13 protein-coding genes are annotated in these 14,314 nt (G+C 61.1%); 11 read left to right on the top strand and 2 right to left on the bottom strand.

Annotated elements, in window-relative coordinates; all coding sequences use genetic code 11:
- Positions 1-224, bottom strand: a 224-nt coding sequence (locus FHS96_RS29320) for a transposase (RefSeq protein ID WP_429600395.1), incomplete at its 3' end; no start/stop codon positions are given.
- Positions 225-297: 73 nt separating this feature from the next.
- Positions 298-663 carry a TrbC/VirB2 family protein gene (locus FHS96_RS29315; protein WP_429600393.1) on the bottom strand — a complete coding sequence of 122 codons (366 nt, stop codon included), beginning with the start codon at positions 661-663 and terminating at the stop codon, positions 298-300.
- 198 nt (positions 664-861) lie between these two features.
- Between FHS96_RS29315 and FHS96_RS29310 the strand changes: the two genes are divergently transcribed.
- The 11 genes from FHS96_RS29310 to FHS96_RS29260 all read left to right on the top strand — a co-directional run bounded on the left by FHS96_RS29310 (position 862) and on the right by FHS96_RS29260 (position 14,181).
- Positions 862-1,143 carry a TrbC/VirB2 family protein gene (locus FHS96_RS29310; protein WP_429600398.1) on the top strand — a complete coding sequence of 94 codons (282 nt, stop codon included), beginning with the start codon at positions 862-864 and terminating at the stop codon, positions 1,141-1,143.
- A gap of 3 nt (positions 1,144-1,146) precedes the next feature.
- A complete protein-coding gene (locus FHS96_RS29305) occupies positions 1,147-1,431 on the top strand; it encodes a VirB3 family type IV secretion system protein (RefSeq protein ID WP_429600391.1) in 285 nt (94 codons plus the stop codon).
- Positions 1,410-3,779: a VirB4 family type IV secretion/conjugal transfer ATPase gene (locus tag FHS96_RS29300; protein ID WP_429600389.1), complete on the top strand. Its 2,370-nt coding sequence runs from the start codon at positions 1,410-1,412 to the stop codon at positions 3,777-3,779. Before FHS96_RS29305 ends, FHS96_RS29300 begins: the two co-directional genes overlap by 22 nt.
- Positions 3,779-5,002, top strand: a complete 1,224-nt coding sequence (locus FHS96_RS29295) for a TrbL/VirB6 family protein (protein ID WP_429600387.1) — start codon at positions 3,779-3,781, stop codon at positions 5,000-5,002. The genes FHS96_RS29300 and FHS96_RS29295 overlap by 1 nt, the downstream gene beginning before the upstream one ends.
- Positions 4,999-5,748 (top strand): VirB8 family type IV secretion system protein, encoded by a 750-nt coding sequence (locus FHS96_RS29290; RefSeq protein ID WP_429600385.1) that lies wholly within the window; start codon positions 4,999-5,001, stop codon positions 5,746-5,748. The genes FHS96_RS29295 and FHS96_RS29290 overlap by 4 nt, the downstream gene beginning before the upstream one ends.
- Positions 5,745-6,443, top strand: coding sequence for a TrbG/VirB9 family P-type conjugative transfer protein (locus FHS96_RS29285; protein ID WP_429600382.1), 699 nt, complete (start codon positions 5,745-5,747; stop codon positions 6,441-6,443). The genes FHS96_RS29290 and FHS96_RS29285 overlap by 4 nt, the downstream gene beginning before the upstream one ends.
- Positions 6,444-6,865: 422 nt before the next feature.
- Positions 6,866-7,531: a TrbI/VirB10 family protein gene (locus FHS96_RS29280; RefSeq protein WP_429600379.1), complete on the top strand. Its 666-nt coding sequence runs from the start codon at positions 6,866-6,868 to the stop codon at positions 7,529-7,531.
- Entirely contained in the window at positions 7,528-8,517 is a 990-nt protein-coding gene (gene virB11 / locus FHS96_RS29275; RefSeq protein ID WP_429600377.1) for a P-type DNA transfer ATPase VirB11, read from the top strand. Before FHS96_RS29280 ends, virB11 begins: the two co-directional genes overlap by 4 nt.
- Before the next feature lie 804 nt (positions 8,518-9,321).
- Complete coding sequence (locus FHS96_RS29270; RefSeq protein ID WP_429600374.1) at positions 9,322-11,055, top strand: hypothetical protein; 1,734 nt, start codon at positions 9,322-9,324, stop codon at positions 11,053-11,055.
- Complete coding sequence (locus tag FHS96_RS29265; RefSeq protein ID WP_429600371.1) at positions 11,052-13,715, top strand: RHS repeat domain-containing protein; 2,664 nt, start codon at positions 11,052-11,054, stop codon at positions 13,713-13,715. Before FHS96_RS29270 ends, FHS96_RS29265 begins: the two co-directional genes overlap by 4 nt.
- A 49-nt stretch (positions 13,716-13,764) precedes the next feature.
- Positions 13,765-14,181: a hypothetical protein gene (locus FHS96_RS29260; protein WP_429600368.1), complete on the top strand. Its 417-nt coding sequence runs from the start codon at positions 13,765-13,767 to the stop codon at positions 14,179-14,181.
- The last annotated feature ends 133 nt before the right edge of the window (positions 14,182-14,314 follow it).

The raw sequence follows: 14,314 nt of genomic DNA, 5'->3' as shown, positions 1-14,314 counted from the left end.
CAAACCCCAGCTTTGCGCCAGCGGACGAACCGGTTGTAGCAGGTGGTCGGTGGCCCATAGCGTTCCGGGATCTCCGCCCATGGCGAGCCGCTCCGAAACCGCCAGAGAATGCCATTCAGCACCCGACGATCATCACCCCGGGGAACGCCTCGCGGCTTGTTCGGCAACAATGGCTCGATGATCGTCCATTCTCGATCCGTCAGTTCGTAAGGTCGCCGCGCCATTCAACCTCCTCGTCAACGAGGAGGCTGAATCACGCACACGGCCAAAGCTCAAGCCGGTTAATGGATTTACGGCCTAAAACGGAACCGATGCGCCCGCATAAGGATCATAGCCATAGCTGCGGGGCGCGGCTGGAGCGAGCGCCGGGCGCTCCAGTTGCGTCGTCGCCTTTTCCGTTTCGTAGGCTAAATCTGTACTGGAATTGATCAGAGCCTCAGCAATGTTCTGCGCGCCAAAAAGAATGAAACCGCCCAAAACCACAGTGACGCCCCTCTTCAGCGGCAACCTTCCGGTCAGCATGAGAAAACCGATTGCCGCCACAGCGACGCCAGCGACAAGGGTGGCAATGCTCCCAAGCGATATTGCCGACACCCATTCGACGGCATGCGAGACCGCGCTCATCGAAGGCGGATCGGTGAGCGGAGTTGAGCGATAACCCATATGGCCCCTGTTTGCCCGAGAAGCAGTTTCCGTGAGTATCTTTTCAATCGCAAGCGAAAATCGACCGCGCTCGTTCGTGCGGGGTTGGCAAGTTTGAGCGCGGCGCTCTATCAACACGAGGAACGGGTTCTTTAATCCGCATCGGGGGCGATTGAAATGCGAGGACTATTGGCCAAACTGGCCGGACGCGGCGCGGCGCTGATAGCAGCTTCCATAACCACTGCTGCATCGGCCCAGGATTTGGCCGATCCAGAAGGGTCTGGCGTCCTCGTGGCTGCCGTCCGTTGGATTGAAGGGACCCTGCTTGGAACGATCGCGACCGTGGCCGCGGTCATCGCGGTCGCCGCCGTTGGCTTCCTGATGCTGACCGGTCGCTTAAACTGGCGCTACGGCGCGACCGTTATCCTGGGATGCTTCATCCTGTTCGGCGCGGCGAGCATCGTCGCGGGCATCCAGTCCACCGCAAGCCTCGGACGCTGAGGCATGGACCGCGTCGAGCGTGACCGGGTGTTCGTCGCCCTCACCCGGCCGCAGATGTTCGCCGGCGTCACCTATAGCTATTTCGTCGGCAATGCGGTTATCGCCACCGAGGCCTTCCTCATCTTTCGCACCGCCTGGGCCTTGGCAATCGCACTCGGCATCCACCTGATCGGCGTGGTGCTTTGCGTGCGCGAGCCCCGCTTCTTCGATCTCTGGCTCGCGAAGGTCGGCCGCTGCCCGCGCGTGCGCAACCATGCGATCTGGCGATGCAACTCCTACCGGCCATAGGCGGCAGCCGGAAGATTGTCGCACGTGAGGCGCCGGCGGGACGGCATCTGCCCTATGCCCGCCACGTCGACGCGCATACGATCGAGACCCGCGACGGACTGCTGATGCAGGTCATCGCGTTGCGCGGCCTGCTGTTCGAGACCGCGGACACAGATGAGATCAATTACCGCAAGCGGCTCCGCGACGCGACGCTGCAGGCGATCGGCTCCTCGCGCTTCGCGATCTACCACCATATCATCCGTCGCCGGGTCGATGCCGGGATCGATGGTCAGTTCGGCGACCCTTTCTCCGCGAAACTCGATGCGATCTGGCAGCAGCGCCTCGGCCGCCGCCAGCTTTACGTCAACGATCTCTACCTGACGCTCATCCGCCGCCCGCTGCAGGGCCGGGTCGGACTGCTCGATGGGTTGCGCGATCTGATGAGCCGCTCCGGCCCGGCGGAGGAGAAAGCCGTCCAGGAACTACGTGCGCTGGACACGGCCCGCGAGGCGCTGATGGCCGCTCTCGGCAGCTATGAGCCCTCGCTGCTGACGGTCTACGAGGACGAGAACGGCCTGTGTTCCGAGCCGATCGAATTCCTCGCGACGCTGTTCAATGGTGAGACCCGCCCCGTGCGGCTGCCGACCCAGGACATTGGCGCCTATATCCCCTTCCGCCGGATCAGCTTCGGACAGGAGACGGTAGAGCTGGGGCCGGCGGGGCACGCCGAGCGCTCCTATCTCGGGCTGGTCTCGATCAAGGATTATCCGGGGCAAACCAGTGCGGGCATGTTCGACGAGCTGCTGCGGCTGCCCTTCGAGCTGGTGGTGTCGCAATCCTTCGGCTTCGTCGAGCGCCAGCTCGCGCTCGGCCGGATGAACCTGACGCTACGGCGCATGCGATCGGCCGAGGATGAGGCGCTCAGCCTCCGCGCCGATCTCTCCAATGCCAAGGATGATGTCGCGGCGGGACGCGCCGGGTTCGGCGAGCATCATATGACGATCGGGATCCGCGGCGCCTCCCCCGCCGAGGTCGATGCCGGAATCGCCGAGACACAGGCAGCGCTTGCCGACCTCGGTATCATCTCGGTGCGCGAGGAAATGGCGCTTGAGCCAGCCTTCTGGGCCCAGTTTCCAGCCAACTTCAAATATATCGCCCGGCGGGGCCTCGTCTCGACCGGCAATTTCGCCGGGCTCGCCAGTGCGCACAATTTCGCGCTCGGCCAGCCCCAGGGCAACCATTGGGGCGATGCGGTCACGCTGTTCGAGACCACGGCTGCCGGCCCCTATTTCTTCAACTTCCACCAGGGCGATCTCGGCAATTTCACCGTGATCGGCCCGTCGGGCTCGGGAAAGACCGTCGTGCTCAACTTCCTGCTCGCCCAGGCGCGGAAGTTCGATCCACGGATCATCTTTTTCGACAAGGACCGCGGCGGTGAACTCTTCATCCGCGCGATCGGTGGCCGCTACGATGTGCTGCGGCCGGGTCATGCCTCCGGCCTCAACCCGCTCCAGCTCGAGGATAATCCGGCCAATCGCCAGTTCCTGATCGAATGGCTCGCGGTACTCGCCGGCGGCGCGGAGCTCGATGAGCTCGCGCAGATCAAGGACGCGGTCGATGCCAGCTTCGCGCAGCCGCCGCGGCATCGCCGGCTGCGCCATATCGTCGAGCTGTTCCGCGGCGATCGTCGCCCGCATTCCGGCGACCTGTGGTCGCGGCTCAGACCATGGTGGGGGGACGGCGAGCGTGCCTGGGTGTTCGACAATGAGGTCGATGCGACTGACCTCGCCGCCCGCTCGGTCGGGTTCGACATGACCCAGGTGCTCGACGATCCGGCGGTCAGGACCCCGGCGATGATGTACCTGTTCCACCGGGTCGAGGAGCGTCTTGACGGGAGTCCTGCGATCATCGTCGTCGACGAGGGCTGGAAGGCGCTGGACGACGATGTTTTCGTGCGCCGGATCAAGGACTGGGAGAAGACCATCCGCAAGCGCAACGGCATTGTCGGCTTCGCCACGCAGAGCGCGCAGGATGCACTGGAGAGCCGGATCGCCAGCGCGATCATCGAGCAGGCCGCGACGCAGATCTTCATGGCCAATCCCAAGGCGCGCGCGGCGGACTATGTCGAAGGCTTCGGCCTTACGCCTCATGAATTCGATCTGATCCGCTCGCTTCCCGACAATGCGCATTGCTTTCTGATCAAGCATGGCAATGAGAGCGTCGTCGCCCGCCTCAACCTCACTGGCGAGCGCGAGCTGCTGACGATCCTGTCGGGCCGCGAACGCACGGTGCGTCTGCTCGATGAATTGCGCGCAGAGCGTGGCGATGCGCCGGAGGCCTGGTACGAACCCCTCATGGAGCGTGCGTGATGCCGGGCACCTGCGAGATCCTGCCCACCACCGAGAACCTTGCGACGGGCATGATCGCCTTCCTCGACTGCCAGGCGCAGACGATCGGTGCCGAGGGCTACCGCGCGCTTGCAACTCCGAGTTCGACGGCATCGGTCATGCTCACCGGCATGGTGACCCTGCTGATCGCCCTGATCGGCTATCGGATGCTGCTCGGGCACACGCCGTCGATCCGCGAGGGTGTGCTGACCTTCGTCAAGATCGGACTGGTGCTGATGCTCGCCACCAGCTGGCCAGCCTATCAGGCGCTTGTTTACGACATCGTCCTGCATGCGCCTGCGGAGTTTGCGAGTTCGATCGGTACCGCCGCCGACCTGCCCGGCGGCCGCGGCGGCCTGGTCGCACGCCTCAACGGCGTCGACCAGGCCCTATCGGTGCTCGCTATCGAGGGCGTGGGGTCGCCGCCGCCGGGTCTCGATGGCATGATGACCATGCCAGCTGTTGCCCCGCCGCCCTTTATCGGTTTCGACGCCTTCGCACTTGGCTTCGCGCGCGTGATCTTTCTGGTCGGCACGATCCTGTCCTTCGCCGTCGTCCGGATCGGCGCCGGCATGTTGCTGGCACTTGCGCCACTGTTCGCCGGCTTCCTGCTGTTCGACGGAACGCGCGGACTGTTCGAGGGCTGGGTGAAGGCGCTGATCGGAACGGCGCTGGCCAGCTTCGCGATCGCGATCACGCTGGGTGTCGAGCTTGCCTTTCTGGAGCCATGGCTCGGTCACCTTCTCGCGCGGCGCGAAAGCAATCTCGACATCATCGGCGCGCCTGCCCAGTTGCTCGCTGCCAGCACGATTTTTGCGATTGGCCTCGTCGCGCTGATGCTGGTGGTCGGACGAGTGGCGATGAGCCTTCGCATTCCGGCGTGGATACAGGCGCTGATTCCGGTCCCTTCGTTTGGCGAAATGGGGCGCGCCGAAGCACCTCGTCCCGTGACGCAGACGCATGTGCCGATCGAGGGTCGCTCGCGCGCCGCGGCGATCGCCGACGCGGTGGCGAGCAACCAGCGTCGCGAGGATAGGGCGGCGGAAACCGGTAGCGGCTCGCGGGCCGTGATGCTCAGCCGATCACTGGCGGCTCGCGGGACAGCGGATGCTTACAGTACTGTCGCCCCCGTGCAGAACGGTGGCGGTCGCAGAACACGCAGCCGGATCTCCAGCCGCGCCTCCGCCAGGGATCGTCGATCGTGAAGAAGCCCGCGCGGGAAGCATTGGACGCCTATTTCGCCGAAGCCGACAGCTGGGCCAGGGATCGCAATGATTCGCTGCGGAAGTCGCGGCGCGTCGCCTGGTCTGTGGCGGGAGCGGCGTGTGTCGTCGCCGTCTGCGAGGCGCTGGCGCTGATGTTTCTCACGCCGCTTAAAACCGTCGAGCCCTACACGCTGCTGGTCGATCGCCAGACCGGATACGTCCAGCCGCTGAAGCCACTGAACCCGGAGGCCATCTCGGGTGACCGTGCGCTGACCCAGTCCTTCCTCGTCCAGTACGTGATCGCGCGCGAGGGCTTCGACATCAACGCGCTGCAGGACGATTATCGCAAGGTCGCGCTCTGGTCCGCGGGCACCGCCCGCAGGAGCTATATCGCCGGCATCCAGGTCTCCAGCCCCGACAGCCCGCTGGTCCGGCTGCCGCGCTCGACGGTGATCGATGTCCAGGTCAAGAGCGTAACCCCGCTCGGCAAGGATGTGGCGATGGTGCGCTACGACACGCAGCGGCGCGATGCCGGCGGGCAGGTCCAGCCCGCGCAGCCCTGGATGTCGGTGATCCACTATAGCTACAGCGGCGAGCCGGCGAGCATGGCGGACCGGATGATAAATCCGCTCGGCTTTACCGTTACGGCGTATCGCAAGAGTGCAGAGGCGCTTCCTGCCCCCGCCGCCGTGGCGGAACCGGCCAGCCCCGGCCCCGCGGCCGCTACGGTTCGAGCGCAACCGTGACGTCCCGCCTGATCTTCTGCCTGCTCCTGGCACTTAGCTCCGGCGCTCAGGCACAGGTGCTGCCGGAGCCGACCGGCGGGGACCCCCGCATCCAGGCTGTCGATTATCGGCGGGACCAGGTCGTCCAGATCGGGGGTGCACCCGGCTACCAGACGACGATCGCCCTCGCTCCCGATGAGCAGATCCAGAACATCGCGGTCGGCGACAGCGGCGCGTGGCAGGTCAGCGCGAACCGCAGCGGCAACATCCTCTTCGTCAAGCCGGTCCAGGGCGGTGTCGACACCAACATGACGATCGTGACGAACGCGCGCTTCTACGCCTTCGATCTGGTTGCCGCCGGCAATGGCCAGCCGCCCTATGAGGTGCGCTTTCGCTATCCCGCTGAGGAGGGCGCACAAGCGCCAGATACCGCCACTCCGGCCGAGCAGATCGGTCGCTATCGCCTCGGCGGGTCGCGGATGCTGCAGCCGGAGCAGATCAGCGACGATGGCGAGAAGACCTGGATCCGCTGGGGCGAGGATGTCGCGTTGCCGGCGGTGTTCATCGTCGACGAGCGCGGCCGTGAGCGACTGGCGAACGGCAATATGCGCGGCGACCTCTACGTCATCGACAGCGTGCATGCGCATCTGCTGTTTAGGATCGACCGGGAGACGGCGCATGCCCGGCGCTTCCTGCCGCGGGAACAGGCGAAGTGAGCCCGTCCGACCCCCCGTCGCCAACCGAGCCGCCCACGGAGACGGAGCGCGGCATCCTGCCCCGCGTCACGCGACCGAACACCGGTCTTTCCGGGGCTGCGATCGCGATCGGCTTCGTGGTGGCGGCATTGCTGCTGTTCAGCATCCTGGAGTCTCGTCGCCGCGCACAATCGGTCCCGGCAGTCCGTGCCAGCCGATCCGATCTCGTTCAGTCGGACGCGCCGCCGCCGCTTTATATTCCGCCCGAGCCGTCGCGAGGCGCGTTTGTGCCGCCGCCTCCAGGCTTGACTGTGCCTGTACCCACGCCCGTCCCGCCGCGGCCGACACCCCCCGCATCGGCACCGGAGGCACCGGCGCCCTATGTTCAGCCTCTTCCTCTGCCAGCACCGCCGCCGCCGCGGACGAGCAGCGGCGCGGCTCTGGTGGTGGACACGTCGCAGCCGCAAGGCGGCGGCGATCGGCCCGCCGGCAGCGCTCAGGCGCCTACCAGCGAGGCTCCCGGCGGCAGTCCGGCGCGGAGCCGCGCAAGCGCAATGTCGAACCGGCCCACCACCGTATCGCAAGGCACATTGATCCCGGCCGTGCTCGAATCGGCGCTCAACTCTTCGGGCGCGGGCTATGCCCGGGCACTGGTGCAGCGCAACGTCCACGGCTTCGACGGCACCCGCGTGCTTATCCCCCGGGGGAGCCGCCTCATCGGCGAGTATCGTGCCGAGACATCGCCCGGACAGAAGCGCGCCTTCGTCATTTGGACACGCCTGATCCGGCCCGACGGTGTCACTATCGCTCTGGGCTCGCCGACCACCGACCCGGTGGGTCAAGGCGGCGTTCGGGCGCGGGTGAACAGCCATTTTTTCGAGCGCTTCTCGGGCGCGATCCTCCAGTCGGCGTTGGACATCGGCGTGAACCTCGCCGCGCGTTCCGCCGATGGCTCGGTGGTCGTGGCCCTGCCAGGCTCGCTCTCGGGATCGGGGACCGGTGTGCGCCCGACCGAGATCCCGCCGACCCTCAGCGTCCGACAGGGCACCAGCATCAGCGTCTTCGTCGCACGCGATCTCGACTTCACCGAGGCCGATACCAAGCCATGATCGGCGCATTGCAAAAAGGCTCGGTCTATCTCGACAGCTTTCTCGAACCTCTCGCGGATGTCCTGGCCCGTCCCGACGTGACCGACATCTACGTCAATCGTCCCGGCGAACTCTGGATCGAGACGCTTGGCGGCAGAATCGAGCGCCAGGCAATGGCGGCACTCGACCATCAATTGTTGGCGCGACTTGCGCGGCAGGTCGCTGCGCTCAATCATCAGGGGATCAATGCCGAGCACCCTCTGCTGTCGGGAAGCCTTCCCGACGGCTCCCGCATTCAGATTGTGGTGCCTCCCGCGGCCCGGGACCATCTGGCGCTTGCCATCCGCAAGCATGTCTCGTCGGATCTGACGTTGGATGACTATGTCGCAGCAGACGCCTTTCGGCATGTGCGGACATCCGACGCTGAGCGGTCGCGTCCGCAGGAACGCATGAAGGCGATGCTGGGCCAGGGCGATATCGCCGGAAGCCTGCGCGAAGCCGTGCGGCGCCGACTGAACATCCTCGTCTCGGGCGGCACCTCATCCGGCAAGACGACCTTCCTTAATGCGCTTGTGGGCGAGATCCCGCCGCACGAGCGAGTGATCTTCATCGAGGATGCGCCTGAAATCCGGTTCCGGCACGACAATGCGATCGGTCTGATCGCACCGCGCGGCGCGCTCGGTCAGGCCGCCGTAACCGCGAACGACCTGGTCACGGCATCGCTGAGGATGCGACCCGACCGGATCATCCTCGGCGAACTGCGGGGTTCCGAGGCCTTCGCCTTCCTGCGCGCGATCAATACGGGCCATCCCGGCTCGATGACGACAATCCACGCAGACAGCGTCACTGGCGCTGTCGAGCAGCTCGCGCTGCTCGTGCTGGAGGGCGGCTCGACGCTCAGGCGCGAGGATGTGCTGGCCTATATCCGCACCACCATCGGCGTCATCGTCCAGCTCGAGCGCACCACCCAAGGCCGGATGGTCAGCGACATTCTCGTCCAGCCATAACGAACTGGCGTTGAGCGGAGAACCTCTGGCTTGCTGTTGAGGCACTTCTTTACGGCTGATGACAACTGGCCCGATGCTCAGTGGTGACAACGGGATTTATCGCCATAGGATGCCATCGGATACGACGGGATAATTTCGACCGATTATCTTGCAAGGAGAGCAGGATATCGCTAATTTATAAATAGGGTGGAAGTGTCAGTTGAATCACGGGGGTGATGATGCGCAAATTCCTGCGATATGCAATATTCGCATTTTACACCTGGTCGTCCTTCGCCGTCAGCGCTCAGGAGACGACAACCTTCACCTACGACGCCAAAGGCAGGGTGACGAATGTCGCCCGTTCCGGCGGGCCTAGTAGCGGCGTATCGACGACGTACAGCTATGATCGGGCCGATAATCGGACGCGCGTACAGGTGACTGGAGCACCGGCTGGAAGCGGCGCACCCACAAGCGAGGCGCCGGCCATTTCCGTCACTGAGGGTGACGAGCACCCGAACGAATAGCCGATCCCGAAAAATCATCGAGGATGGCATTGAACGCTGCTCTGCTCCTTTCGCGGATCAAGAACGAGGAAGCCAGATGCAGCTGGACGCATTCTTGGCTCGATATCAATCGACGTTCTTGCCAAATATTGGTCAATCGTAAGCAGGGCTTTGTCGCGAGCCAGAAGGTATGGTGCATACAATGTATTCATTCCACACACCTATTATAACCTCTTTTGGGTATTCTAGGGCAATTTGTTCAAGATTAATATGGAATTTGCTCACCGGCTTAGCATGCCTTGCAATTCTACCAGCTTCAGTGATGGCGCAGGGATTGCCGCCACAGCAAGATTATTTTGTCGGGGAAGGACAGGTTGACCTCCAAAGAGGTACATTTCTATACAGCAATACGGATATTGTTGCAGGATCGTCCGACCCGGCTTCGCAAATCCCCTTCACGCGCATCAACAATGCCAGTGGTGGCGGTGTTGGCTTCTTCGGCTACGCGACGACACACAGTCTCGATGTTAGGCTGTATGTTTCCAAATTCATAGAAGAACCAGCTGGCCCAGGTAGACCGAGCTACCGGTTTTACGTCGTCCGGGGATCGCAGGTTGAGACCTTTTACCATCCCTATATGGGAACCCTTACATATGAAGGTGGATCCGGGGGCTATCAGCAATTGACCATGTCGTCCTGGATGGGTCCCTTCACCTACACAGGCCCTGACGGCACGATTATCAATTTTGCAGCTTCGGAATATTTCAACGAGGGCTGCCGATCCGCTGGCGTGGAAGGCACCAGTCCCGCACCGTGGTGCGCACTCGCGACAGACATTGTTCACGCAGACGGTACGAAATGGTCTTTCGAGTACGACAGCAACAAATTGTTGAAGCTCGTCAGCAGCAACCGCGGATTTGCAGTTGGCATGCATTACGCGCCAAGGCCAACTCAAATGATGCTCACGCAGGTTTGTGCAGTAAATACTGCTCAATCATTCGCTTCTGTGTCCTCACCATGCCCAGGTGGATCAAGATTCGTTCAATATGGATATTCGTGCCCGACGTCTAACAGCTGTGAACTGTCAAGTTTTACGGACGCAGGTGGCAATGTGACGACCTACGGCTACGGAGCGATTGGCATTTCGACCATCACGATTCCAGGAAGCGCTTCGCCGGATATGACGATCAATTATTATCCCAATTCGGGAAAGGTAAAGTCGCAGGTCTTAAAAAATGGTGCGGCTTGGTCCTACACATATCAGTATAATGATGAACATTGGTCAGTGACCCCGTTTAATGATCATACGGACGTGAAGGCACCGGACAATACCATGGTTCGATACGGATTTAGCGGCACGAGCAAGCCGATCAGCATCAGGAACCAGCTGGGCTTGGAATGGTCATTTCAATATTATCAGCACATCAATCAGGCTCTGGTTCTTACGAGGAAGACAGATCCGGAAGGCAATTACACGCAGTACACATATGAGAATCCGATGGTGCGACAACCGACGCAAACGCGCATGTTTGCAAAGCCCGGATTTGCTCTCGCTGCGATTGGTCCGGAAGCATCCTTTCCCTCGCCATGCGTGAATCCGAAAGTTTGCGAGAAGCCCCTAACCGCGACGGATTCGAACGACAATGTAACAACATTCACCTATGACTCGAACCATGGCGGCGTATTGACAGAGACAGGTCCGGCGGTGGGGGGCATCGCTCCCCAGAAGCGGTATACCTATGCACAGCGTTATGCATGGATCAGGGATGCTTCCGGGACCGCGTATGTCCAAGCCGCGACGCCAGTCTGGGTGCTGACACGCGTCCGCTATTGCCGAACAACGGCGGCGTCCGGCATCACTTGCGCTGGCGGCGCGGCGGATGAGGTCATTATGGATTACGAATATGGGCCGAATAGTGGCCCGAATAATCTTTTGCTGCGCGGGATCGTCGTGAGAGCCGACAATCAGCCTTTACGAACCTGCTTCGGTTATGATATCCACGGCCGCAAGATCAGCGAAACAAAACCGCGCGCGGCGCTGGCGGTGTGCCCGTGACCAATGCGAACCATGGTTCAGCGGCAGCGACGGGCACCGTGCTTGCGTTGCTTTGGCTGGCGACCGCGGAGATTGGCTTCGCACAAGCGACTGCGTCGCCATTCACGACCGGCTTCCGCTATGATGCGATGGGTCGCCAGACGGGGGTGATCCTGCCCGATCCCGACGGGGCCGGGCCGCTTGCGCATGCTGCGACGCGCAACACCTATGACAGCGCCGGGCGATTGACCAGAATCGAGAAAGGCGAGCTGGCGAACTGGCAGTCGGAGGATGTCGCACCCTTGATGTGGGCTGGATTCACGGTCCAAGAGCAGGCCGACATCGGCTATGACACGATGGGTCGGAAGCTGACCGAGAAGCGGACGTCGGGCGTGAATGTCTTCGGGCTGACGCAATTCAGCTACGACAATGTCGGGCAGCTCGAGTGCACGGCGGTGCGAATGAACGTGTCGGCCTATGGATCGCTGCCCGCGAGTGCGTGTACGCTGGGCGCGGCCGGGACCTTTGGCGACGACCGGATCACGAAGAATGTCTATGACGATGCCGGTCAACTCGTACAGGTTCAGCGGGGCGTGGGGACAACGGTCAGGGATACCGTGACCTACAGCTACACCGCGAACGGCAAGCGGGAATATGTGATCGACGCTAAGGGCAACCGGGCGAAGCTCGAATATGACGGGTTCGACCGGCAGTCGAAGTGGATCTTCCCGTCGACGACGGTGCCGACCGGCTTCAATCCGGGATCGCAAGCGGGGGCACTATCGACCGCGGGTTCGCTGAACAGCAGCGATTTCGAGCAATATGGCTATGATCCCAATGGCAACCGGACCTCGTTCCGGAAGCGCGACGGCTCGACGCTGACCTACGAGTATGACGCGTTGAACCGGATGGCGAGAAAGATCGTGCCGGAGCGGGTGGGGCTTGCGCCAACCCACACGCGCGATGTCTACTACGGCTATGATCTACGCGGGCTGCAGATCTGGGCGCGCTTCGACAGCGCGACCGGCGAAGGCGTGACGAACGGCTATGACGGGTTTGGCCGGCAAACCTCGACCAGGCTTGACATGGATGGCGTCTCGCGAGAGTTGACGTTCCGCTTCGATGCTGATGGAAATCGGACGCGGATCACTTGGCCGGATGCGAAGCTTGCGACTTACACCTATGACGGACTCGACAGGCTGACGTCGGTCCTTCGGTCGGGCACGGTGGCGGTTGCGAACTACGGCTACAACAACCGGCTGCTGCGCGAGACATTCAACGGGGGCGTCAACACCAGCTATGGCTATGACGACGCTGGGCGCCTGACCGGGCTGTCGAACGATCCCGCAGGCGCTGTTGGATACGACAACGATTACGGCTTCAGCTACAATCCGGCGGGCCAGATAACGCAGCTGACGAAGAGCAACAATGCGTTCGTGTACAGCGGTCACTATGCGGTCAACCGTGCCTACACGACCAACGGTCTCAACCAGTACACGGGCGCGGGGACGACGGCGTTCGGTTACGACGCGAACGGCAATCTGACCGGAGATGGCTCGTCGGCCTTCACCTTCGACATAGAGAACCGGCTGGTGGCAGCGTCTGGTGCCAAGGTGGCCAACCTGCGCTATGATCCGCTGGGGCGGCTTTATGAGGTGTCAGGTGGATCGGCTGGTACGCAGAGGTTTGTGTATGATGGCGACGCGCTGGCGCTGGAATATGACGGCGCCGGCAATATGCTCAGGCGATATGTTCACGGTTCGGACGTGAAGGCCGACGATCCGATCATGTGGTACGAGGGCAGCGCCTACACGGCCGCGGCGGAGCGCATCCTGCGCTCCGACTGGCAGGGCAGCGTCGTGCTGGTAACGGACAGCACCGGCGCCACGGTGCACGGCGTCAATCGCTATGATGAATATGGCCTGCCGCAGTCCGGCAATGTCGGGCGGTTTCAGTATACCGGCCAAGCCTGGCTCGCAGAGCTCGGCATGTACCACTACAAGGCGCGCGCCTACTCGCCCACGCTCGGCCGCTTTCTGCAGACCGATCCCATCGGCTACGATGACCAGATCAATCTCTATGCCTATGTCGGGAACGATCCCATCAATTCAACAGATCCAACCGGCTTATATGTATGTGATAACGAAAAGACTTGTGCGGAGGTAAAAGCTGCCTTGGCGAGCATAGAACGTGCCGCGAATACTCCAGCTACCGGCTCACATCTTCCATCCTCGGATGCGCAGGAAATTGGAAAATTGGCTAAGTCGTTCGCCCAAACGGGAGATGATGTTGTTGTCTCGGACGGTGATGCTGGAGGTATCAACCTCGGGAGCTACATATTTGATGGTGGTATACACAGAATCACGTTGGATCTTGCTGATATAAGAAATTCATCTTCAAGAAGTGTTGCTGGTACTCTCGCGCACGAAATGACTCATATGTTCGATCAACAGAAATTTGGCGATCTAACCGGCCTTAAAGACGTTTTTAGACGCGAATTTCGTGCGTTTGCGGTGGAGGCTTGGACACTTCAGATTACGCATCAAAACGACTTTACGCCGAGTCAATTTCGAAGTTTTGTTCTTGGTGGCGCATTAGGTAGTTGCGTTACCGTCTCAAACGGAAATTCCGATAATGGGTGGCAGGAGCCGTTTCCAGGTCAAAACTGCCCGCATCGATAGGTAATTATTATGCAATTTAATTCACGTATTGTGCGCGTGGAGAGAATAAATGAGATTGAACCTGAGAGCTCTATTTTTAGTATTTTTAACTTTATTGGAGGCATGCGGCAATCTCTCCAGCGAATCGCGCAGTATTTGCTCCATGAACGGAAGTCGATCAAATTGGAACAGCACGCATGTGACGTGGAAGGGAATTATAATAGGCTCACCTGAGCACGGATATCTATTTTTAAATTCGGACTGTCCAAAGAAGAAAATTGGTTTAGAATTTGCGAAAGATAAAACGTGGAGCGGATTTACGAAGTTGAATGACACATTCGATCGCCCAGTGATTATCAAAGGAACCGTTATCGGCGAGATAAATGCAGACCACTTAGTGGTTAATGAAATTGATAACTTTATGGTTCAGAAGATGACGTTTGAAGAAAAGCTAGAATATTTGAGATGGTTAGGATTAGCGGAATAGAGTGATAGATTTTTATTATGATTTTATCTTAAGGGCTCAGAGCCCGTTTGAGAATGTGTTGAACGTCTGCCAGGGGTGTGATTCAAGCTTGGGATGTGGACCCGAGCGAGCCGTGGCCGGATGGCTGGATTTG

The sequence above is a fragment of the Sphingomonas zeicaulis genome (assembly GCF_050433225.1).
GTDB classification, from domain to species: Bacteria; Pseudomonadota; Alphaproteobacteria; order Sphingomonadales; family Sphingomonadaceae; genus Sphingomonas_D; species Sphingomonas_D zeicaulis.
Note: the sequence above shows the minus strand (reverse complement) of the source record. Positions and strands in the feature narration are given on the sequence as shown.

What these genes read in the sequence shown, in the direction of transcription:
- virB11 (WP_429600377.1), top strand. Translation starts at nt 7,528, where the DNA reads ATGATCGGCGCATTGCAAAAAGGCTCGGTCTATCTCGACAGCTTTCTC.
- FHS96_RS29305 (WP_429600391.1), top strand. Translation starts at nt 1,147, where the DNA reads ATGGACCGCGTCGAGCGTGACCGGGTGTTCGTCGCCCTCACCCGGCCG.
- FHS96_RS29315 (WP_429600393.1), bottom strand. Translation starts at nt 663, where the DNA reads ATGGGTTATCGCTCAACTCCGCTCACCGATCCGCCTTCGATGAGCGCG.
- FHS96_RS29300 (WP_429600389.1), top strand. Translation starts at nt 1,410, where the DNA reads ATGCAACTCCTACCGGCCATAGGCGGCAGCCGGAAGATTGTCGCACGT.
- FHS96_RS29260 (WP_429600368.1), top strand. Translation starts at nt 13,765, where the DNA reads ATGAGATTGAACCTGAGAGCTCTATTTTTAGTATTTTTAACTTTATTG.
- FHS96_RS29295 (WP_429600387.1), top strand. Translation starts at nt 3,779, where the DNA reads ATGCCGGGCACCTGCGAGATCCTGCCCACCACCGAGAACCTTGCGACG.
- FHS96_RS29270 (WP_429600374.1), top strand. Translation starts at nt 9,322, where the DNA reads ATGGCGCAGGGATTGCCGCCACAGCAAGATTATTTTGTCGGGGAAGGA.